Annotated in this window: 22 protein-coding genes; 11 read left to right on the top strand and 11 right to left on the bottom strand. The window is 53.7% G+C overall.

Translation table 11 applies throughout. From position 1 onward, the window contains the following. Positions 1-89: 89 nt before the first annotated feature. Positions 90-809, bottom strand: a complete 720-nt coding sequence (gene fadR, locus ACS603_RS01515; protein ID WP_182061450.1) for a fatty acid metabolism transcriptional regulator FadR — start codon at positions 807-809, stop codon at positions 90-92. A gap of 201 nt (positions 810-1,010) precedes the next feature. On the opposite strand from fadR, the gene nhaB reads away from it, so the two are divergent. Beyond that, complete coding sequence (gene nhaB, locus ACS603_RS01510) at positions 1,011-2,549, top strand: Na(+)/H(+) antiporter NhaB (RefSeq protein ID WP_182061451.1); 1,539 nt, start codon at positions 1,011-1,013, stop codon at positions 2,547-2,549. Between the two features lie 143 nt (positions 2,550-2,692). Next, positions 2,693-3,223: a disulfide bond formation protein DsbB gene (gene dsbB / locus ACS603_RS01505; protein WP_014070634.1), complete on the top strand. Its 531-nt coding sequence runs from the start codon at positions 2,693-2,695 to the stop codon at positions 3,221-3,223. A gap of 124 nt (positions 3,224-3,347) precedes the next feature. Here the strand turns inward: dsbB and ACS603_RS01500 are convergent, their stop codons facing one another. The 3 genes from ACS603_RS01500 to ACS603_RS01490 form a co-directional block, all read right to left on the bottom strand. After that, the gene (locus ACS603_RS01500) at positions 3,348-3,788 is read right to left on the bottom strand and encodes a YcgN family cysteine cluster protein (protein WP_315686031.1); all 441 of its coding nucleotides are present in this window, start codon (positions 3,786-3,788) and stop codon (positions 3,348-3,350) included. 93 nt (positions 3,789-3,881) lie between these two features. Further along, entirely contained in the window at positions 3,882-4,541 is a 660-nt protein-coding gene (locus ACS603_RS01495; protein ID WP_182061453.1) for a fumarylacetoacetate hydrolase family protein, read from the bottom strand. 47 nt (positions 4,542-4,588) lie between these two features. Further along, complete coding sequence (locus ACS603_RS01490) at positions 4,589-4,864, bottom strand: YcgL domain-containing protein (protein WP_182063594.1); 276 nt, start codon at positions 4,862-4,864, stop codon at positions 4,589-4,591. A 124-nt stretch (positions 4,865-4,988) separates the two neighbouring features. Here ACS603_RS01490 and minC point away from each other — a divergent pair, with 124 nt between their 5' ends. The 3 genes from minC to minE are packed head-to-tail and all read left to right on the top strand — an operon-like array spanning position 4,989 to position 6,802. Further along, positions 4,989-5,696, top strand: a complete 708-nt coding sequence (minC, locus tag ACS603_RS01485; protein WP_182061454.1) for a septum site-determining protein MinC — start codon at positions 4,989-4,991, stop codon at positions 5,694-5,696. Positions 5,697-5,719: 23 nt separating this feature from the next. Next, complete coding sequence (minD, locus tag ACS603_RS01480) at positions 5,720-6,532, top strand: septum site-determining protein MinD (RefSeq protein WP_182061455.1); 813 nt, start codon at positions 5,720-5,722, stop codon at positions 6,530-6,532. Between the two features lie 3 nt (positions 6,533-6,535). Next, positions 6,536-6,802: a cell division topological specificity factor MinE gene (gene minE, locus ACS603_RS01475; RefSeq protein ID WP_003859937.1), complete on the top strand. Its 267-nt coding sequence runs from the start codon at positions 6,536-6,538 to the stop codon at positions 6,800-6,802. Positions 6,803-6,884: 82 nt separating this feature from the next. On the opposite strand, the gene rnd is transcribed toward minE, so the two are convergent. From rnd to ACS603_RS01450, 5 genes are all read right to left on the bottom strand, one after another. Next, positions 6,885-8,000, bottom strand: a complete 1,116-nt coding sequence (gene rnd / locus ACS603_RS01470; protein ID WP_474943631.1) for a ribonuclease D — start codon at positions 7,998-8,000, stop codon at positions 6,885-6,887. Positions 8,001-8,083: 83 nt separating this feature from the next. Further along, the gene (gene fadD, locus ACS603_RS01465; protein ID WP_182061456.1) at positions 8,084-9,769 is read right to left on the bottom strand and encodes a long-chain-fatty-acid--CoA ligase FadD; all 1,686 of its coding nucleotides are present in this window, start codon (positions 9,767-9,769) and stop codon (positions 8,084-8,086) included. Positions 9,770-9,972: 203 nt separating this feature from the next. Beyond that, a complete protein-coding gene (locus tag ACS603_RS01460) occupies positions 9,973-10,554 on the bottom strand; it encodes a Slp family lipoprotein (protein ID WP_182061457.1) in 582 nt (193 codons plus the stop codon). A gap of 37 nt (positions 10,555-10,591) precedes the next feature. After that, positions 10,592-11,287, bottom strand: coding sequence for a tRNA (adenosine(37)-N6)-threonylcarbamoyltransferase complex dimerization subunit type 1 TsaB (gene tsaB, locus ACS603_RS01455; protein WP_474943627.1), 696 nt, complete (start codon positions 11,285-11,287; stop codon positions 10,592-10,594). 66 nt (positions 11,288-11,353) lie between these two features. Beyond that, on the bottom strand, positions 11,354-13,264 hold the full coding sequence (locus ACS603_RS01450; RefSeq protein ID WP_182061459.1) for a DNA repair helicase YoaA: 1,911 nt from the start codon (positions 13,262-13,264) through the stop codon (positions 11,354-11,356). Positions 13,265-13,396: 132 nt separating this feature from the next. Here ACS603_RS01450 and ACS603_RS01445 point away from each other — a divergent pair, with 132 nt between their 5' ends. Continuing rightward, a complete protein-coding gene (locus tag ACS603_RS01445) occupies positions 13,397-13,741 on the top strand; it encodes a RidA family protein (protein WP_182061460.1) in 345 nt (114 codons plus the stop codon). Between the two features lie 6 nt (positions 13,742-13,747). Here the strand turns inward: ACS603_RS01445 and ACS603_RS01440 are convergent, their stop codons facing one another. Beyond that, on the bottom strand, positions 13,748-13,933 hold the full coding sequence (locus ACS603_RS01440; RefSeq protein ID WP_182061461.1) for a YoaH family protein: 186 nt from the start codon (positions 13,931-13,933) through the stop codon (positions 13,748-13,750). 61 nt (positions 13,934-13,994) lie between these two features. Here ACS603_RS01440 and pabB point away from each other — a divergent pair, with 61 nt between their 5' ends. From pabB to ACS603_RS01420, 4 genes are all read left to right on the top strand, one after another. Next, positions 13,995-15,353, top strand: coding sequence for an aminodeoxychorismate synthase component 1 (pabB, locus tag ACS603_RS01435; protein WP_474943630.1), 1,359 nt, complete (start codon positions 13,995-13,997; stop codon positions 15,351-15,353). A 3-nt stretch (positions 15,354-15,356) separates the two neighbouring features. Further along, positions 15,357-15,935 (top strand): CoA pyrophosphatase, encoded by a 579-nt coding sequence (locus ACS603_RS01430; protein ID WP_014070648.1) that lies wholly within the window; start codon positions 15,357-15,359, stop codon positions 15,933-15,935. A 184-nt stretch (positions 15,936-16,119) separates the two neighbouring features. Continuing rightward, positions 16,120-17,484 carry an L-serine ammonia-lyase gene (gene sdaA, locus ACS603_RS01425; protein ID WP_474943626.1) on the top strand — a complete coding sequence of 455 codons (1,365 nt, stop codon included), beginning with the start codon at positions 16,120-16,122 and terminating at the stop codon, positions 17,482-17,484. Positions 17,485-17,616: 132 nt separating this feature from the next. Beyond that, positions 17,617-19,215, top strand: coding sequence for an EAL domain-containing protein (locus tag ACS603_RS01420; protein ID WP_315686042.1), 1,599 nt, complete (start codon positions 17,617-17,619; stop codon positions 19,213-19,215). Positions 19,216-19,221: 6 nt separating this feature from the next. On the opposite strand, the gene yoaE is transcribed toward ACS603_RS01420, so the two are convergent. Next, complete coding sequence (gene yoaE / locus ACS603_RS01415) at positions 19,222-20,781, bottom strand: CNNM family cation transport protein YoaE (protein ID WP_315686045.1); 1,560 nt, start codon at positions 20,779-20,781, stop codon at positions 19,222-19,224. Positions 20,782-21,244: 463 nt separating this feature from the next. Here yoaE and manX point away from each other — a divergent pair, with 463 nt between their 5' ends. Further along, positions 21,245-22,207 carry a PTS mannose transporter subunit IIAB gene (manX, locus tag ACS603_RS01410; RefSeq protein ID WP_474943625.1) on the top strand — a complete coding sequence of 321 codons (963 nt, stop codon included), beginning with the start codon at positions 21,245-21,247 and terminating at the stop codon, positions 22,205-22,207. The last annotated feature ends 6 nt before the right edge of the window (positions 22,208-22,213 follow it).

Raw genomic sequence — 22,213 nt, 5'->3', positions numbered from 1 at the left:
CTTAGCTTACCCGGCCTACGGGTTTTGTAGGCCCGGTAAGCTAAGCGCCACCGGGCGAAAAAAACCTCTCAAGCGAGAGGTTTTTTATTTTAGCGGCCCTGGATAACCAGGTCGCCTGGCAGCGTTTTCTGCATCCGGTGCCAGATCTCGCCGGAGTCGTGACCATAGCGACGCACGGTTTCATAAACCTGATCGTGCTGACCCGATGTGCACAGCTCGCTCAGCTTGTGATAGAACCCCAGTGCCAGGCTACGGGCTTCCGGGTTCGCAAAATAGTGACGACCAATGCGGGTGTACAGCCCTTTCATGCCATTGAGGATCAGGCCATAAATCGGGTTACCAGATGCAAACGCCAGCCCACGGAATACGTTGTAATCGAGGGTGGCAAAGGCATCGGCATGATCTTCAACTGCTTTTGCGCTTTCCAGCACTTCCAGCGCGTTGTCCGGGTGCTGGCGGAACGCTGTACGGATAAAGATGGTGGCAATGTTGGTACGAACAGACAGCAGGTTATCAATCAGCTGTGGCACGCTTTCGTGATCAAGACGCGCGAGCGTTTCGAGAATATTCAGCCCGGACGTTTCCCAGAAGTTGTTTACTTTTGTTGGCTTGCCGTGCTGAATCGTCAACCAGCCATCACGCGCCAGTCGCTGAAGAACTTCTCGCAACGTGGTACGGGTGACACCAATCAGTTCAGAGAGTTCGCGTTCAGCAGGAAGAATTGATCCCGCAGGGAAACGATTATTCCAGATGCTTTCAATGATGTACTCTTCCGCGAAACCCGCCGGGCTCTGCGCCTTAATGACCATAGTGAGATTTCCATTACACAGCTTTAGCAAATTGGACTCATCATACCAGAGGCCAGAAGCGGCAGGTAGCGCAGCAGCAAGAGAAAAGAGGGATCGCCGTTTCATTTTTGTGAAATTTACAATACTGCCTTGTTGTCCTCCCGGGCGCTAATTTTGCGTATACTGATGTTTTAGCTGTCTTGACGGGGAAGGACGTCTGTCGTGGAAATTTCATTTGGTCGCGCACTGTGGCGCAATTTTTTAGGCCAGTCACCTGACTGGTACAAACTCACTCTGTTGGTATTTCTGGTTGTTAATCCGATCATTTTTATCGTCAGTCCCTTTTATGCCGGGTGGCTGCTGGTTGCAGAGTTCATCTTTACCCTGGCAATGGCGCTGAAATGCTATCCATTATTGCCTGGTGGCTTGCTGGCATTTGAAGCTGTTGTCATCGGTATGACCAGTGCCGAACATGTGAAAGAAGAGCTGGCATCGAATCTTGAAGTGCTTCTGCTGCTGATGTTTATGGTGGCTGGCATCTATTTTATGAAGCAGCTTCTGCTATTTATTTTCACGCGCCTGCTGTTAAGCATTCCTTCGAAAACGCTGCTGTCGCTCTCCTTCTGCCTTGCCGCAGCCTTCTTGTCTGCGTTTCTCGATGCCCTAACCGTGGTCGCGGTGGTGATAAGCGTGGCAGTCGGGTTTTACGGCATTTATCACCGTGTTGCTTCATCACGCCAGGGCGATGACCTGCAGGACGACAGCCACATCGACGCGCATAATCGTGTTGTGCTGGAGCAGTTCCGCGCATTCCTGCGCAGCCTGATGATGCACGCGGGTGTCGGTACCGCGTTGGGCGGGGTGATGACCATGGTCGGCGAACCGCAAAACCTGATTATCGCTAAAGCCGCAGGCTGGCATTTCGGCGAGTTCTTTCTACGCATGGCGTCTGTCAGCGTACCGGTGCTTATCTGCGGTTTGGTCACCTGCATTCTGGTCGAGAAATTCAGCGTCTTTGGTTACGGCGCAAAACTCCCGGAGCCGGTACTCCTGGAGTTACGAAAATTTGACCAACAGAGTCGCAGCCAGCGCACCCGACAGGAAACATTGCGCCTGATAGCCCAGGGAATTATCGGCCTCTGGCTTATCGCCGCGCTGGCGTTCCATCTCGCGGAAGTAGGCTTAATCGGCCTGTCGGTGATTATTCTGGCCACGTCATTTACCGGCGTTACAGACGAACATGCTATAGGCAAAGCCTTTACCGAAGCTCTTCCGTTTACCGCATTGCTGGCGGTATTTTTCGCGGTTGTGGCGGTCATTATTGACCAGCAGCTGTTCACGCCGATCATCGCTTTCGTACTCCAGGCCGCCCCTGATTCACAGCTGACGCTCTTCTACCTGTTTAATGGCCTGTTATCGTCTATTTCGGATAACGTCTTTGTCGGTACCGTCTATATCAATGAGGCAAAAGCCGCGATGGAGCATGGGGCTATCAGCGCCGGGCAGTTTGAACTGCTTGCGGTCGCCATTAATACCGGGACGAACCTACCTTCCGTTGCGACGCCGAACGGACAGGCGGCCTTTTTATTCCTGCTGACGTCTGCCCTCGCCCCACTCATACGACTTTCTTATGGAAGAATGGTATGGATGGCGCTGCCGTACACGATGGTGCTGACGCTCGTGGGATTGCTTTGCGTCAAAATTACCCTCATTCCCTATACGCACTGGTTGCTACAAGCAGGTATACTTGCGGCGCAGTAAGTCAGGCATATCGGGCAGTTCGCTGCCCGTTTGCGTTTTCGCATGATAAACATCCGATTACGCTTTAATTCGCAAGGCACAGGTGGCGCAGGAAATGAATTCGTTTACACTGCGCTTTCTAAGCATGTTCCAGGGAAATGATTATGTTGAGATTTTTAAACCAGTGCTCTCGCGGTCGCGGAGCGTGGTTGTTAATGGCCCTGACCGCCTTTGCGCTGGAAATGGTCGCTCTGTGGTTCCAGCACGTTATGGGGCTTAAGCCTTGTGTGCTGTGTATCTACGAACGTTGCGCACTGTTCGGCATTATGGGGGCGGGTCTGGTTGGAGCTATTGCGCCAAAATCCCCGCTTCGCTATGCCGGCCTCGCCATCTGGATTTACAGCGCCTGGAAAGGTATTGAGCTGTCCTGGCAGCACACTATGATGCAACTGCATCCGTCACCGTTTATGACCTGTGATTTTGCCGCCCGCTTCCCGAGCTGGCTGCCGCTGGATAAATGGCTGCCGCAGGTGTTCGTAGCATCCGGTGACTGCTCTGTGCGTCAGTGGGAGTTCCTGACGCTGGAGATGCCTCAGTGGCTGGTAGGGATTTTTGTTGCTTACTTCGTGGTGGCGCTACTGGTGCTGATTGCTCAGCCGTTCAAACCGAAGAAACGCGATTTGTTCGGAAGATAAAAGCAAAACGGCAACTTCGGTTGCCGTTTTTAGTGTTTGCGCCCTCTCCCGTGGGAGAGGGTTGGGGTGAGGGCATCAGGCCGCACACCACATTAAAAAAACCGCCTCGGCGGTTTTTTTCGTATCAACGGTTGGGATGATTCATGATGTGGTCTTCCCAGTCCCGCACCTCTGACTCTTTCACCGCAATATGGCGCACGGAAATACGCTCACCGTGCATCGCCGCTTTTGACCCCGTCAGCAACGGATGCCACTTCGGCAGGTCCTGACCTTCCGCCAGCAAACGATAGGCGCAGGTATGCGGCAGCCATTCGAAGGTTGGCAGGTTATCACGGGTTAACTTGATGCAGTCCGGCTCAAACTCGAAGCGACGCTCATAGTTGCGGCACTGGCAGGTTTTGATGTTCAGCTGTTTGCAGGCAACGTTGGTGAAATAGATCTCGTCCGAGTCTTCATCCATCAGCTTATGCAGGCAGCACTGCCCGCAGCCATCGCACAACGATTCCCACTCCTCGTCGGTCATTTCGTCGAGAGTTTTGCTTTGCCAGAAAGGGATGTTGTTCATCGGGATGTCCACACGTCAAAAGAAAGCGCACCTTATAACGAGTCTGGCACGTTGATGCAAGTTTTGCCGCCCGAAGAAGGCGGCAAGTTGCTTTTACAGCACGCGAGTTTTCAAGGACTGGCCGTTAAAACTGACTTCCAGTTCGTCGCCGCTGTTTAGCGGGCCAACACCTTCTGGCGTACCGGTCAGGATCACATCACCCGGTTTCAGGGTAAAGAAACGGCTCATATAGGCAATCAGCGGCAGGATCTTGTGGATCATATCGGCGGTGGTGCCCTGCTGGCGGAATTCACCGTTAACCTTCAGAGAAAGCGGGGTATCCTGCGGGTCAGCACTGAACTCACCCACTGGCACAAAACCGGAGATCGGGCAGGAATTATCAAACCCTTTAGCTTTTTCCCACGGCTGCCCGGCTTTTTTCATTTTGCCCTGCACATCACGCAGCGTGAGATCCAGCGCGACACCGTAGCCAGCAATCGCTTTTTGCACATGCTCTTCAGAGGCCTGACGCAGGGTTGCGCCAATCAGTACGGCCAGCTCCACTTCGTGATGAACCGAACCTAACCCCTGTGGTAGCGCCAGCGGCTGGCGAATGTCGCAAAGCGCAGTTTCCGGTTTAATGAACAGCACCGGCTCTTCTGGCGTGGCACTGCCCATTTCCTGAATGTGTTTTGCATAATTGCTGCCAACGCAGACAACTTTGCTGACGGGATAATCCAGTAATGCACCTTGCCAGTTATGATGTTGATACATTTACGACCCCTAAACGGTTGATGTGTTGTGCCCGGACGCGCGCCGGACTATTTCTTTCCGTTCACCTCAAGATGCTGTTTTAATAAATTCTCGGGTGGTGGCGGAAGCTGTAAATAATAGCCCTGTTCAGCTAATGCTGATTTCACTTTTTCCAGATCGGCATTAACCAGTTTCTTTCGTCCATCCAGCGGCAGCAGCATTGCCAGCTGCGGACGGCCAAAGTTCTTCATTAATTCTTCAGGCACGCGGGAGAAATCGTCTTTCTTTTCGACATAAAGATAGGTCTGGTCGCGGCTGGTACTTCTATAGATCACACAAAACATGTTTTTACTCTGAATTCTCGGGTGGTTGCTTGCCTCAATATACTCCTGACTATAACATGCCTGATACTCTTCGGAATATCGCAACGACAGTGTTGTGGTTAATAGCAAATTGAGTAAGGCCAGGATGTCAAACACGCCCATCGAGCTTAAAGGCAGTAGTTTCACCTTATCAGTGGTTCATTTGCATGATGCAAAACCCGAGGTTATTCGTCAGGCGTTAGAAGACAAAATCGCGCAGGCTCCTGCTTTTCTGAAGCACGCCCCCGTCGTCGTCAATGTCAGCGGTCTTGATGCCCCTGTTAACTGGAAACTTCTCCAGCAGGCAGTGTCATCAACCGGGCTGCGCATTGTCGGCATCAGCGGTTGCAAAGACGCCGAACTGAAAGCTGAGATTGACCGCGCAGGGCTACCCATTCTGACGGAAGGCAAAGAGAAAGCCCCACGTCCGGCACCTGTTGCCGTGCAAACACCCCCGCTGCCAGTTCAGAACGTTACACCTGTCACAAAAACGCGATTGATTGATGTGCCGGTTCGTTCCGGTCAGCGAATTTATGCACCAAACTGTGATCTGATTGTTACAAGCCACGTCAGCGCCGGTGCAGAACTCATTGCGGATGGCAATATTCACGTCTACGGTATGATGCGTGGGCGTGCACTTGCAGGTGCAGGTGGCGATCGGGATGCACAAATATTTTGTACTCACCTGACGGCGGAACTGGTTTCCATCGCAGGTGAATATTGGCTGAGCGACAAGATCCCAGCCGAATTTTATGGCAAAGCGGCTCGTCTGCGACTGGCAGACGACGCGTTGACCGTTCAACCGTTGAATTGATCCCTTTTTAACAAGGAATTTCTATGGCACGCATTATTGTTGTTACTTCGGGTAAAGGAGGCGTTGGCAAGACCACCTCCAGCGCGGCCATCGCTACTGGTTTGGCCCAGAAGGGAAAGAAAACCGTCGTTATCGATTTCGATATCGGCCTGCGTAACCTGGACCTGATTATGGGTTGTGAGCGTCGTGTGGTGTATGACTTTGTGAACGTCATTCAGGGCGATGCCACGCTGAACCAGGCGCTGATTAAAGATAAGCGCACCGAGAATCTCTATGTTCTCCCGGCCTCTCAGACGCGTGACAAAGATGCCCTGACCCGCGAAGGCGTGGAAAAGGTGCTCGACGATCTGAAAAAGATGGAGTTCGACTTTGTGGTTTGCGACTCCCCTGCCGGTATCGAAACGGGTGCACTGATGGCGCTCTACTTCGCTGATGAAGCGATCATCACCACTAACCCTGAAGTATCGTCCGTACGTGACTCTGACCGAATTCTGGGTATCCTCGCCTCTAAATCACGTCGTGCGGAAAATGGCCAAGACCCAATCAAAGAGCACCTGCTGCTGACCCGTTACAACCCGGGTCGCGTGAACAAAGGTGATATGCTGAGCATGGAAGACGTGCTGGAGATCCTGCGCATTAAACTGGTGGGTGTCATCCCGGAAGACCAATCCGTGTTACGCGCCTCTAACCAGGGTGAGCCGGTTATTCTGGATACGATGGCAGACGCAGGTAAAGCTTACGCCGATACCGTTGATCGTCTGCTGGGAGAAGAACGTCCTTTCCGCTTCATTGAAGAAGAGAAGAAAGGTTTCCTCAAACGCCTGTTCGGAGGATAAGTTATGGCATTACTGGACTTTTTTCTCTCGCGGAAAAAAAGCACCGCCAACATCGCTAAAGAGCGTCTGCAAATCATCGTTGCGGAGCGTCGTCGTAGTGACGCCGAGCCGCATTACCTGCCGCAGCTGCGCAAGGACATCCTGGAAGTGATCTGTAAGTATGTGCAGATTGACCCGGAAATGGTCACTGTACAGCTGGAACAAAAAGACGGGGATATTTCGATTCTGGAGCTGAACGTTACGCTACCAGAAGCGGAAGAGTCACGTTAATCAGGTTTTGTTTTTGTAGCCCCGGTAAGCGCTAGCGCCACCGGGGAGATATTCCGGGCATGGTTTCATGACCCGGCATATTTTATCGCGGATACCCTTCCAGCAGCGTATTCAGGCGATCGGCCATCAGTTCCCCGCGCCAGCCTGCCATCATTTCCGGCAATCCATTCTGTGTTTTCAGCTTCCAGTGCCAGTTCAGCAACTGATTGATCTGACGACGCGACGCCAGCAATTCAGCACCAAGTTTGCTCTCGGTTGCAACGTCCTGCACCAGTGCCTTAATGTCTTTGAACGCCTTGCGGTAACCCGGCATGTCCATCAGATTCAACAGCGGTTCAGGCAGCGCGTCATCCGGCGTTTGCTGAGCTTTTTCCACCAGCGCCAGCAGGGTTTTACCGTGGAAACGGATCTCGCTCCCGGAAAGGCCAATGCTGTCCAGCTCGCCCATGCTACCTGGCATATAACGCGCCACCGACCAGAGATGTTCTTCACGAACCACAAAGTTAACGGCCAGATCGCGCTCGCGCGCTTTACGCAGGCGCCAGTCGGCCAGCAACTGCAAACAGGCCAACTGACGCGTACGCAGCTGCCATGCGTTGCTGATATCGCGCCAGGCCTCTTTCGGGGAGACCACTTCCTGACGACGCTGCTGTGTCATGCGACACTCGTCCAGCGCCGCAGGCAACCAGCCAGAGGCTTCAGCTTCTTTCATCAGTTGGCCAGCGATCGGCAGCAGGTAAAACACGTCTGCCGCAGCATATTCCAGCTGACGTTCGGTTAACGGGCGCGCCAGCCAGTCGGTACGGGATTCGCTTTTATCCAGCGCGATACCCGTGTACTCCTCAACCATTGCCGCAAAGCCCCATGAGAGTGGACGATTGCTGAATGCCGCCAGGATCTGCGTATCAATCAGGGGTTGCGGCATGATGCCAAAGGTGTTGAGAAACACTTCCAGATCTTCACTGCCGGCGTGCAGGTATTTGGTGACGCCAGTATCCAGCAGCAGCTCACGCATCGGCGACCAGTCGGTAATACCAAGCGGATCGATAAGTGAAACATGTTTACCGTCGTACATCTGAATCAAACCCAGCTGCGGGTAGTACGTTCGGGTGCGGACAAACTCGGTATCCAGCGCGATGGCGGGAAAATCACGCGTAACCTCGCACAGCGAAGCCAGCTCGTCGTTGGTGGTGATCATCTGGTAATTCAAAACGGATTCTCTTTTGTTTGCGCCCATAAAAAACGCCGGCTAAACCGGCGTCTGGGCGATTAGCGTGAAGCTCATGCCTTATTGTCCACTTTGGCACGGGCTTCGTCACGTAATTCTCGTCGTAATATCTTCCCGACGTTGGATTTCGGCAGCTCATCGCGAAACTCAACCAGCTTCGGTACTTTATAGCCCGTTAACTGGCGGCGGCAGAAGGTAATAAGTTCCTCTTCGCTAAGCGATGCATCTTTTTTGACCACAAAAATCTTCACCGCTTCACCGCTGCTGCCGGAAGGGACACCCACCGCCGCCACTTCCTGCACGCCGGAGTGCTGCATGACCACGTCTTCAATTTCGTTCGGATAAACGTTAAAACCGGACACCAGGATCATGTCTTTCTTACGGTCAACGATGCGCAGGAAGCCCTCTTCATCCATTACGGCGATATCACCGGTGTGAAGCCAGCCATTTTTGATTATCTCATCCGTGGCGTCCGGGCGCTGCCAGTAACCCAGCATTACCTGCGGGCCTTTTACGCATAACTCACCGGGTTGACCGGGTTCGACTTCGTTATCGTCGTCGTCAACCAGTCTGGCTTCCGTCGACGGAACAGGCAGCCCGATACTGCCACTGTGGTAGTCGATATCGTGCGGGTTTACACTGACCAGCGGAGCACATTCCGTCAGGCCATAACCTTCCAGAAGATACTGTCCGGTGAGTTTAACCCAACGTTCGGCAACGGCCTGTTGCACCGGCATCCCGCCGCCGGCGGACAGATGCAGCGTTGAGAAATCGAGCTGCTGGAACTCTTTGTTATTGAGCAGTGCGTTGAACAGGGTATTCACCCCGGTCATGGCCGTGAAAGGATATTTTGCCAGCTCTTTGACCAGTCCCGGGATATCGCGCGGGTTGGTAATCAGTAGGTTCTGACCACCCAGTTCAATAAACAGCAGGCAGTTCATTGTCAGGGCAAAAATGTGATACAGCGGCAGTGCCGTCACGACCAGTTCTTTGCCACGGTGAAGCAATGGCCCATAGGTCGCATTCACCTGTTCGAGGTTTGCCAGCATATTGCGGTGCGTCAGCATGGCTCCTTTTGCCACACCCGTCGTACCGCCGGTGTATTGCAGAAACGCCAGGTCTTCCGCGACCACGTCCGGCTTAACGTATTGCATCCGGTAGCCCGCATGAAGCGCTCGGCGAAAAGAGATGGCATCCGGCAGGTGGTATTTCGGCACCAGGCGTTTGACGTATTTCACAACAAAGTTAACCAGCGTCCCTTTGGCGGTGGAAAGCTGATCGCCCATGCGGGTCAGAATGACGTGTTTAACCTGAGTCTTTTCGACTATTTTCTCGAGGGTATGGGCAAAGTTAGAGACAATCACAATCGCCGCAGCGCCGCTGTCGTTTAACTGGTGCTCCAGCTCGCGTGGGGTGTACAGCGGGTTAACGTTGACCACAATCATCCCGGCACGCAGGATGCCAAATAACGCCACTGGATACTGCAACAGGTTCGGCATCATTAACGCAACGCGATCCCCTTTTTGCAGCCCTAACCCTTGCTGTAAATAAGCCGCGAATGCACGGCTACGTTCCTCAAGCTTACGGAACGTCATCACCTCGCCCATATTCACGAACGCAGGCTGATCGGCATAACGCGCAACTGAATTCTCAAATAATTCAATCAGGGATTGATAACGGTCAGGATTGATCTCCGCAGGGACATCTGCGGGATAACGGTTAAGCCAAACCTTCTTCAATGCATCACCTCTGAAATGAGTGTTCGTCGTCATCACAACCCCGATAATAAACAGTTTGTTAACATTATATTAACTCAGCGTACCAGTTTATTAATTGTTCAGATTTAAGGTTGCGAAGCGCGTCACTCTTTTTTTTAGTTTTGTCCGTAAAAAAACAGAGACAGCGGCTGAGCCGCTGTCTCTTTCCTATTAATAACAGTTAGTTACTCGGTTACAACGGTCTGAACATGTGCAGGTCCTGGGTTATACCAGCCCCATCCCGGATAGCCGTAACGGTATGGATGTGGGCCCCACATCCACGGATCAATAGGCTGCGGTGGCATTATCACCTGCTGCTCAAGCCGCCAGCGTTTATAGCCGTTTACCTGCATGGTCATGAATTTATACGACGTACTGCCGATTTTGCCCTGTACCGTGCCGGTAATGGGGCCGACAACGGTCACCAGTTGTCCGCGAAAATCAACCGGGTCGAGGAAGCCGCTGACGTCAGCATAGATACGCCCGCGCGAGGCCTCACCCAGGACCGGTCTTGCGCCGCTATCCAGAGGGACGGTGGCTATTTCCAGGCGGGTTTTCCCCTGCTGGTTTAAGACTTCAACCACCTTACCGCCAAAACGCGCTTCCTGGCCAACATAGAGCTCAGGCGCATTCATTACGCGCACCAGATCCTGCTGCGGCGTTGGGCTTGTTCCCTTGATCACATCAGGAACGGTAACGCACCCGCTCAGCGCTGCGGCAACAATACCCGCCATCATCAGACGTACTACTTTAGTTTGAACCGCCATGGTGCGACTCCTTTTTCTCAGTTCCTGTTACTGAGATTCACTCGCGGCCCGGAAGTTTCTTCCACGCGACCGTGTTTCGCAAATAAACTGGTTCAGCTTGTTCAACTGCAACGGTTTTTCCTGCGCCGAGCAACTGGCAAGCGATAGGTAACATGTCTTCCGCGGCAGGCAGAAGTATGTTGCCGTCTACCAGCGTTACGCCGGTATCGTTCGCCATCTCCGGCCACGAGGGCCAGCCAGTACCTACCGTTGCCCATTCGCCTGAGAGCTGTTGCAGACGTTCGGTTACTGCTTCCGGTTTAAGTACCGCTTCAGTCTCTTCACCGTGCCAGACGCCGTTTTCGTCGCGGGTATATTCCGCCCAGTAAACTTCACCCATACGTGCGTCAATTGCCGCCAGCACGCGCGTTGCACCGGTCATGCGCCATGCGCCCTGCGCCATGGTTGCCAGTGTAGAAACACCGATCATCGGCAGTTCTGCGCCCAGGGCCAGCCCCTGCGCAATGCCGATACCGATACGTACGCCCGTAAAACTGCCCGGGCCACGGCCGTAGGCCAGCGCATCAAGGTGAGTTAAGGTGGTATTGCCCTTGTTGAGGATCTCTTTTACCAGCGGCAGGATCCGTTGGGTATGTTCTCGTGGGCACTCTTCGAAATGAGCACAGATAGCACCGTCGTTCCACAGGGCAACAGAACAGGCCTCTGTGGCGGTATCAATAGCCAGAATTCGCATGAGTCGTCGCGCTCTCGCAGTGGTCAGTCACAAAATGGCGCGCATTTTAGCACACCCCGGAGCAAATTACTCCGCTGTTGGGTTCGCGAGGAACCGAACCGCGCGTTTAATGTCCCGCGTACGCGGCGCGGGCGGCAGGCTTGCCAGGAAAGTGGCACCATACGGGCGCATCACCAGCCGGTTGTCGCAGATAACCAGCACGCCACGGTCGGTGACATCGCGAATAAGACGCCCTACCCCTTGCTTCAGGGTAATCACCGCATCAGGCAGTTGCACCTCGTCAAAGGGATCGCCTCCACGCAGGCGGCAGTCTTCCATACGCGCTTTGAGTAATGGATCGTCCGGCGAAGTAAACGGCAGTTTATCGATAATAACCAGTGAGAGCGTATCACCGCGCACGTCTACGCCTTCCCAGAAACTGCTGGTTGCCACCAGCAGGGCATTACCGGCGCTGACAAACTGTTGCAGCAGTTGCCCTTTACTGGTTTCCCCCTGGAGCAGTACCGGCAAAGTCATGGTGGCGCGGAACTGTTCTGCCAGGTCGCGCATCATGGCGTGGGAGGTACAGAGCATAAAGCAGCGGCCATTATTGGCTTCGATCATCGGCTTCAGCATCGCCGCCAGGTGGCGTGCGGCACCGGGCTGGTTTGGCAGCGGCAGATTGCGCGGCACACAGAGCAGCGCCTGTTTTTCGTAATCAAACGGGCTTGGCAGCAGCAGGGATTCGGCCTGCTCAATTCCCAGACGTTCGGTGAAGTGGTGTAAATCGTCATTCACCGACAGCGTTGCCGAGGTAAAAATCCAGCTCCCCGGCTTTTGCGCCATCACCTCTTTGAATTTATCCGCCACGGTTAAAGGCGTCAGGGCCAGGGTGAAATGGCGTGAAGTGCATTCGTACCAGTAACTGAATCCTGGCTGGTTGATCTCTTTGAGTCGTTTCAGACGGCCACGATACACAGCCGCACGCTCAAAAGCGGCGTCAAGCAACGCAGAGCGCCCAAGCGACAGTTTTGCCACGTCGTAGCAAAGCTCCAGCGAATCATCCAGCAACAGCAATGCGCGCTGGATATTTTTATCGGCCAGCAGCTCGCGCAGGTTACCGCGATAACCCGGCTCCCCGAGCTGTAAGCGGAAATCCTGCGCGCTTTGCGCCAGACGGTCGGCACATTTTTGCAGCTGTTGGGTATCTTTTAACTCTGTGCGATAGGCAATGGTGAAATCTTTCGCCAGGTCCAGAAGCTGACGGCTGGAGATCGACTGGCCAAAATACTGGCTGGCAATATCGGGCAGTTGATGTGCTTCATCGAAGATCATGACGTCGGCTTCCGGGATCAGCTCGCCAAACCCGCTGTCCTTCACCACCATATCCGCCAGAAACAGATGATGGTTTACCACCACCACATCCGCATCCATTGCCGTTTTACGCGCCTTTACCACAAAACAGTCTTTATACAGCGGGCAGTCGCTGCCAAGGCAGTTATCGTTGGTGCTCGTCACCAGCGGCCAGGCCTGCGAGTCTTCCGCCACGCTCGCACAGGTGCTGATATCTCCGTCTTCGGTCTGATTCGCCCACGCCCGCAGGATGATGACATCACTCAGTGTTTGTACCGGGAGATCGCCCCCGGCCAGCGCCTGCTGTTCCAGACGCTCAAGGCAAAGGTAGTTGGAGCGGCCTTTCAGCAATGCCAGTCGCCCTTTGTATTTCAGTGCCTTAGCCACCGTGGGCAGATCGCGGCTATAGAGCTGATCCTGTAACGCTTTAGATCCCGTGGAGATGATCACTTTCTTTTTTGCACGCAGCGCCGGGGCCAGATAGGCGTAGGTTTTACCGGTTCCAGTGCCTGCCTCCACCACCAGCGGTTGTGCATTGTCGATTGCGTGCGCAACGGCGTGCGCCATATGGCGCTGAGGTTCACGCGGCTTAAAGCCGGGGATCGCCTGCGCTAACTGACCATCTGCTGAAAAATCGTCTGCCACGGTGCTCTCTCACTGTATTTTTACACAGGGATTATGTCAGCCCGCTCTCGCCAGTGCCACCCCAAATAGTGACGAGGCGAGAACAATATGGCAGTCTTGCCGCCTGATATGAAAAATAACGAGGAAACGTTTATGACAATTGTGCGCATTGATGCCGAAGCCCGCTGGTCTGATGTGGTTATCCATAATCAGACGCTGTACTACACCGGCGTGCCGGCAAACCTGGATGCAGACGCTTTCGAACAGACGGCCAACACGCTGGCGCAAATTGATGCCGTGCTGGTCAAGCAAGGCAGCGACAAGTCCCGCATTCTGGATGCGACCATTTTCCTGGCGAATAAAGAGGATTTCGCGGCGATGAACAAAGCCTGGGATGCGTGGGTAGTGGCGGGTCACGCGCCTGTACGCTGTACCGTACAGGCCACGCTGATGAAACCGGAATATAAGGTTGAGATCAAGATTATCGCGGCGGTCTAAGCCCGATTACTCTTCTTCATCTTCGTCTTCAAATCGCGCCACGATCCGCTCGCCGGTATGACTGGCGCGAATTTCCTGCGCGACAACGGTTATCGCCTCGCCGCTGCTCATGCCCTGGGTCATCAGTTCCTGAATGCGCTCTACAGCTTTCTGCTGTTGCTCGTGGCTCAGAGAAGGTAAACCTGCAAACATCGTCAACTCCTGCTAAATTATTCGCGCTAATTATTTCACGCTGCCCGGTAGTATGCCACACATGAACATGCGCTTCCCCACTGTTATTATCTTGCCCTGGCGTACAGACGCTGCTGAATTTTGGTTTGCCCGTCTGAGCCATCTTCCTTTTGCGATGCTGCTGCACTCCGGCCACGCAGACCACCCCTATAGCCGCTTTGATATTCTGGTGGCTGACCCGCGGGGTACGCTGGTGACGCAGGGTGACACCACGACGGTATCCCTGGCTGATGTTCAGACCTCCACTGATGACCCGCTCCTCCTGCTTCAGCAGGCTCTCGATTCACTGGACTTACACGCGCCAGCAAACCCCAACCTGCCATTCCAGGGCGGTGCTCTGGGCTTATTTGGCTATGATTTAGGTCGCCGTTTCGAAACGCTGCCGGACCTCGCAAAGCAGGATATTGCCCTGCCGGACATGGCCGTGGGGCTGTATGACTGGGCAATCATTGTTGATCACCGCAAACAGGTCGTTTCCCTGTTAAGTCATACTGATATCGCGCAACGCCGCGCCTGGCTCGACGCGCAAACGCCTGTCGCCAGTCGCGATTTTCGCCTTACTTCCGGGTGGCGTTCGAATATGACGGCGCAGGAATACGCGGATAAATTCGCCAGCGTTCAGGCGTATCTGCAAAGCGGCGACTGTTATCAGGTCAACCTTGCGCAGCGTTTCCAGGCGACGTATCAGGGGGATGAGTGGCAGGCGTTTACCCGCCTAAATGCCAGCAATAAGGCACCGTTCAGCGCGTTCCTGCGCCTTGAACATGGCGCGATTTTAAGCCTGTCGCCGGAACGTTTTATTCATCTGTCGGAAGGGACCATTCAGACCCGGCCAATTAAAGGTACGCTACCGCGTCTTGCCGACCCTGTCGCCGACCGTCAGCAGGCAGAAAAACTCGCCGCTTCCCCGAAAGACCGGGCTGAGAATCTGATGATTGTGGATTTGATGCGTAACGATATTGGCCGTGTTGCCGAGCCAGGTAGCGTGCGCGTACCTGAGCTATTTGTTGTCGAACCCTTCCCGGCCGTACATCATCTGGTCAGTACCATTACCGCGCACCTGCCGGACTCGCGCACCGCTTGCGACCTGCTGCGTGCCGCATTTCCGGGTGGCTCAATCACCGGAGCGCCAAAGGTGCGGGCGATGGAAATTATCGATGAGCTGGAGCCTCACCGTCGTAACGCATGGTGCGGCAGTATTGGGTATGTGAGCCTGTGCGGCACAATGGACACCAGCATTACGATCCGCACCCTGACGGCCTGTGAGGGAACACTGTATTGCTCTGCCGGAGGAGGCATCGTTGCTGACAGCCAGGTTGAGGCGGAATATCAGGAAACCTTTGATAAAGTTAACCGTATCCTGAAACAACTGGAGAACTAACGGGTGGAGAAAGATAACCTGACGCTGGATGATTTTTTGTCGCGATTCCAGCTTTTGCGTCCGCAGACGCGCCGCGAAACGCTGAACAACCGTCAGGCTGCCGTGCTGATCCCGGTTGTGCGGCGCGAACACCCGGGCTTATTGCTCACTCAGCGTTCACCGCACTTGCGCAAGCACGCCGGGCAGGTCGCGTTTCCGGGCGGTGCGGTTGACAGCACTGATGCGTCATTAATTGCCGCGGCGCTGCGTGAAGCACAGGAAGAGGTTGCCATCCCGCCTGAGTCTGTTGAAATTATTGGAGTTTTGCCGCCGGTCGACAGCGTAACGGGCTTTCAGGTCACGCCGGTGGTGGGCATCATTCCCCCCGACCTTCAGTATCACGCCAGCGTGGATGAAGTCTCTGCGGTATTTGAAATGCCGCTGGAAGAGGCCCTTCGTCTTGGTCGCTATCATCCTCTGGATATTCAGCGCCGTGGACATGCTCACCGTGTGTGGCTCTCCTGGTATCAGCATTATTTTGTCTGGGGCATGACGGCGGGTATCATTCGTGAGCTGGCGCTGCAAATCGGCCTGAAGCCTTGACTATACTTTACATTCCACCCTTTTCTGCCAGGTTTGCGATCGCTGTCGCGCTATTAGCAAAACAGCTGTTATCCATTAGTTTAATTCATGTGAATAGTTAAGCCGAGGCCAGTGTTCCCTCTTACACTATGCGCAGTTATAACATCGTTACTGGAAACCCGGTAACCCTGTCAGGAGTGTGAAAGTGATTAGTATATTCGACATGTTCAAAGTGGGAATTGGTCCTTCTTCTTCCCATACTGTAGGGCCGATGAAGGCCGGTAAACAGTTCGTCGATGACCTGGTCGAAAAAGGATTACTGGAAAGCGTTACCCGTGTTGCCGTGGATGTCTACGGCTCGCTGTCATTGACGGGTAAAGGCCACCACACCGATATCGCCATTATTATGGGTCTGGCGGGCAATATGCCGGACACTGTTGATATTGATGCCATCCCGGCATTCATCCGCGACGTTGAAACACGCGGTCGCCTGCTGCTGGCAAACGGCCATCACGAAGTGGATTTCCCGCAGGATGACGGAATGCGTTTTCGCAGCGACAACCTGCCGCTGCATGAAAATGGCATGACCATCCATGCCTGGAACGGCGAAAAAGAGATTTACAGCAAAACGTACTACTCCATCGGCGGTGGTTTTATCGTTGATGAAGAGCACTTTGGCAAAGACAGTGCTGGCGACGTCAGCGTGCCGTATCCGTTCAAGTCTGCCACCGAAATGCTGGCGTATTGCAAAGAGACGGGGCTGTCACTCTCCGGCATGGTGATGCAGAACGAACTGGCGCTGCACAGCAAGAAAGAGATTGAAGACTACTTTGCTAACGTGTGGCAAACCATGCGTGCCTGTATCGATCGCGGTATGAATACCGAAGGCGTACTGCCTGGCCCACTGCGCGTTCCGCGTCGTGCTTCTGCCCTTCGCCGGATGCTGGTTACAACCGATAAATTCTCCAACGACCCGATGAATGTGGTCGACTGGGTGAACATGTTTGCGCTTGCGGTAAACGAAGAGAACGCCGCTGGCGGTCGTGTTGTTACCGCACCAACCAACGGCGCGTGCGGCATTGTTCCGGCGGTGCTGGCCTATTACGATCACTTTATTGAATCTGTCAGCCCGGATATCTATATCCGTTACTTCCTGGCGGCAGGTGCAATTGGCGCGCTGTATAAAATGAACGCCTCTATCTCTGGCGCTGAAGTCGGTTGCCAGGGCGAAGTGGGCGTGGCCTGTTCTATGGCGGCTGCCGGTCTTGCAGAACTACTGGGTGCAAGCCCTGAGCAGGTGTGTGTTGCTGCCGAAATCGGTATGGAGCATAACCTCGGTCTGACCTGTGACCCGGTCGCAGGCCAGGTGCAGGTGCCTTGTATCGAGCGTAACGCAATCGCATCCGTGAAAGCGATCAATGCGTCCCGCATGGCGATGCGCCGTACCAGTGAACCACGCGTATCGCTGGATAAGGTTATCGAAACCATGTACGAAACGGGCAAAGACATGAACGCCAAATATCGCGAAACCTCGCGTGGCGGGCTGGCCATTAAGGTGCAGTGCGACTAATACCTCGCTCTCGCCCATCTGCAACGGATGGGCGAATTTTCCCCTTCTTTCTCGTCGCCTTAGCATTTCCCCACTACACTTTCTCTGTTGCTTCTGGCTTTTGGTGCCAGTAGCGTTTCAGGCGACCGTTTTATGCAAACTGCACAAACGATCATTAAAAACTACCGCCGAAAACGCGTTATCGTCAGTGTCACGGTCGCGCTTCTTACGCTCATCCTTACGCTGGGAATTCGGTTTATTTCGCAGCGCAATTTAAATCAGGAACAGATCCGCGACTTTACCAGCCACACCGTTGATTCGATGGATAAAGTCCTGCTTTCGTTAGAAAACCGTCGCGGTGTGCTGCAATCATTGGTCGGCCAGCCCTGCACGCAAGCGCATCTGGTGCTGCGAAAGCAAGCCGCCATTTTGCAAACCGTTCGCTCCATTGCGCTGGTCAAGGATGGCGTGCTGTATTGTTCGAGTATCTTCGGAACGCGGGACATTCTTGTGCGTGAGGTACAGCCCACTTTACCCAATAACGAACCCCGACTCATTTTATCGACCGATCAGTGGCTGCTGAAAGGCAGCCCAATCCTCATCCAGTGGTATCCCGTTTCACAAAGTGGTGAAGATGGGGTGATGGAGATTGTTAACATTGATCTCATCACCCGAATGATGCTGGAGCCGCACCCTCCACTGATCGCTGACGTTGTACTGAGGGTAGGCAACAACTTCCTGCGCTACGGGCAACAGGTGACAGATAACCTGACCTTTGATGATGGCGATTCACTTCTGCACAAAGCGTCATCACACTATCCCTTCAGCATTACGGTGAGTGGTCCCGGGCCCGGGAAACTGGCGCTGAAAAACCTGCCAACCCAGTTACCGCTGGCGCTCATTCTCAGCCTGCTGCTGGGCTATGTCGCCTGGCTTGCAACGGCCAGGAGAATGAGCTTCACGTGGGAAATTAACATGGGGCTGGCGGCGCGTGAATTTGAACTCTTCTGTCAGCCGCTGGTGAATGCCCGAACGCAGAATTGTGTTGGCGTTGAAATTTTACTGCGCTGGAATAACCCGCGTCAGGGATGGATTTCTCCTGAAGTGTTTATCCCTCTGGCAGAAGAGCACAACCTGATAGTCCCGCTAACCCGCTATGTTATTACCGAAACGGTTCGTCAGATTGGCTTTTTTCCCGCGTCCTCTGGGTTTCAGATAGGTATTAACGTTGCCGCCAGCCATTTTCGCCACGCCACCCTATTGCAGGATCTCAACCATTCCTGGTTTAACGTGGGTCCGGCTCAGCAGTTGGTTATCGAATTAACCGAGCGCGATGCACTTATGGATGTGGACTACCGGATAGTGCGTGAGCTTCACAATAAAGGGGTGAAGCTCGCCATTGATGATTTTGGGACAGGAAACAGTTCGCTCTCCTGGCTGGAAAAGCTGCACCCGGATGTACTGAAAATCGATCAGTCATTTACTACGGCGATTGGTACGGACGCGGTGAATTCGACCGTGACGGATATCATCATCGCGCTGGGTCAGCGACTCAATATTGAACTGGTTGCGGAAGGTGTAGAAACCGAGGAGCAGGCACAGTATCTGCGCTGCCACGGTGTGCATATCTTGCAGGGATTTTTTTACGCCCGGCCGATGCCGTTGCGGGAGTTTCCAAAATGGCTGGCGGGGAGCTCGCCTCCGCCAGCGCGTCATAACGGGCACATCGTGCCCTTAATGCCGTTACGTTAGAAACACTTATTCATCTTCGTCATGCACTGATTGCTCTTTAACAATACGCACCAAATCAACACGGTAGTCGTTCGCTTCGACAATCGTGATGTGCAACGGCGGCAGTTCGATGATGTCGCCAGCACGCGGAATTTGTCCGTTTACCGAAATGACCAGACCTGCCACGGTGGCAATGTCTTCCTCATCGTTGAGCACGTTTTCAACGCCCAGCGTATGGGATAACGCGTGCAGATCGGTGGTACCTTTTACCAGCCATCCTTCACCATCGGCGACGATTTCCGGGGTTTCATCCGCATCCGGGAATTCACCTGCAATAGCTTCCAGCACGTCCAGCGGCGTGACTAGCCCCTGCACGACACCAAACTCGTTAGTCACGATAACAAAGCTGCCGCGGGCACGACGCAACACGCCCAGCAGGTTAATCGGATCCAGCGTTTCAGGCACCACGATAGCAGGCGATGCTGCGGCAATGGCTTCAACGTTGCCCCCCTCTTCCAGGGCCACCAGCAGCTCTTTCGCGCGCACGATACCGACTATCTCATCAAGTTCACCACGGCACACCGGGAACAGGCTGTGCGGCGACGAGAGCAACTGCTGGCGAATTTCATCAATACTGAGATTAGCGTCTACCCAACTGATTTCACCGCGTGGAGTCATTATCCCGCGTAGCGAACGGGAGGCCAGAGAAAGCACACCGTTAATCATGTAACGCTCTTCTTCGACAAACGCCCCTTCAGGTACCGGAACCGGGTTACGGTTGTCTGAATCAGCCTGCACGTTCACCTGACGGCGACCGCCCATCAGACGTAAGATCGCATCAGCTGTACGGGCGCGCAGCGGCTGATTCGACTGCTGTTTGATAAAGTTACGACGCGCAATCTGATTAAACAGCTCGATGAGGATCGAGAAGCCAATTGCGGCATACAGGTAACCTTTCGGAATATGGAAGCCAAACCCTTCTGCCACCAGGCTCAGGCCAATCATCAGAAGGAAGCTCAGACAAAGTACAACGACCGTCGGATGCTGGTTCACGAAGCGCGTCAGCGGTTTAGACGCCAGCAGCATGACCGCCATCGCAATAACAACAGCCGCCATCATGACCGGCAGATGGTTCACCATACCGACCGCAGTAATCACCGCATCCAGCGAAAACACGGCATCCAGCACCACAATTTGCAGTACCACAACCCAGAAGCTGGCATAGCCTTTACCGTGGCCATCATCGTGCTGCCTGTTCTCTAACCGTTCGTGAAGCTCCGTCGTCGCTTTGAAAAGCAGGAATATACCCCCGACCAGCATGATCAAATCACGGCCGGAGAAGGTGTAATCCATCACGGAGAACAGCGGTTTGGTCAGCGTAACCATCCAGGAGATGACGGACAGCAGCGCCAGTCGCATAAACAGCGCCAGCGAGAGGCCGATCAGACGCGCTTTATCACGCTGTTTCGGCGGTAGTTTGTCCGCGAGAATGGCAATAAACACCAGGTTATCGATACCGAGAACAATCTCAAGTACCACCAGCGTGAGTAATCCCACCCAGATTGACGGGTCCATTAAGAATTCCATGACAAGCTCCTGCTAAAGGAATGACGAAACGGTGCCCCACTCAACGTGGGCAAATCAAGGGTAGACAGAATTGATGTGTGGCGAGAAACGCCGGTGAAAAAGGCATGAAATAGCCTGGAAGATGTCTGACGTCGGTGACGGTCCATACAGTGGGCTGCTGCCCTATACTCCTGAACAATTAAACGGAGGCTAAACATATCAGAGACAATGGGTTATTAGCAAAGATTTACGTTCCTTTGCAAACATCTGTAACACAAGTGCTTTACCTTACCGAAAAATCTGAAATCCGTAGCTAAATTACGGATCTTCATCACATAAATTATTTTTTCACTATCTAAAATAAATCGCGGAAGTCTTAGTTAATTTAACTCTAACCCTTATCTGAATCGATTCGGTTCACCTAATACGATTCTCAGTACGAATGCCTGGCAGACGTATTAATGATAATAAAAGGAGGTAGCAAGTGACCATTGCTATTGTAATAGGCACACATGGTTGGGCTGCAGAGCAGTTACTCAAAACAGCAGAAATGCTGTTGGGCGAGCAGGAAAACGTGGGCTGGATCGATTTCGTTCCCGGTGAGAACGCCGAAACGCTGATTGAGAAATACACTGCTCAACTGGAGAAGCTGGATACCAGCAAAGGCGTGCTGTTTCTCGTCGATACATGGGGCGGCAGCCCATTCAACGCTGCCAGTCGCATTGTCGTCGATAAAGAGCACTATGAAGTCATCGCCGGGGTCAATGTCCCGATGTTGGTAGAAACCTTCATGGCGCGTGACGACAACCCGTCTTTCGATGAGCTGGTGGCATTGGCCGTTGAAACCGGTCGCGAAGGCGTGAAAGCGCTGAAAGCACAACCGGTTGCGAAGCCTGTACCTGCTTCCGTGGCACCAAAAGCCGCCGCACCAGCGAAACCGATGGGCCCTAACGACTACATGGTTATCGGCCTCGCACGTATCGATGACCGTTTAATCCACGGTCAGGTAGCAACACGCTGGACCAAAGAAACCAACGTTAAACGCATTATCGTGGTCAGCGACGAAGTTGCCGCCGACACGGTGCGAAGCACCCTGCTGACGCAGGTTGCCCCACCGGGTGTAACCGCGCACGTTGTGGATATCGCCAAGATGCTCCGCGTTTATAACAACCCGAAATATGCTGGTGAGCGCGTGATGCTTCTGTTTACTAACCCGACAGACGTAGAGCGCATTGTTGAAGGCGGCGTGAAAATCACCTCTGTTAACATTGGTGGTATGGCTTTCCGTCAGGGGAAAACTCAGGTCAACAACGCGATTTCAGTCGATGAGAAAGATATCGAAGCATTCAACAAACTGAATGCACGCGGTATTGAGCTGGAAGCCCGTAAAGTTTCCACAGACCAGAAACTGAAAATGATGGATTTGATCGGCAAAGTTGGGAAATAACCCCGC

The organism is Enterobacter sp. Li2LvB3, from assembly GCF_056156645.1.
This window is presented reverse-complemented; position numbering and strand designations above follow the sequence as displayed.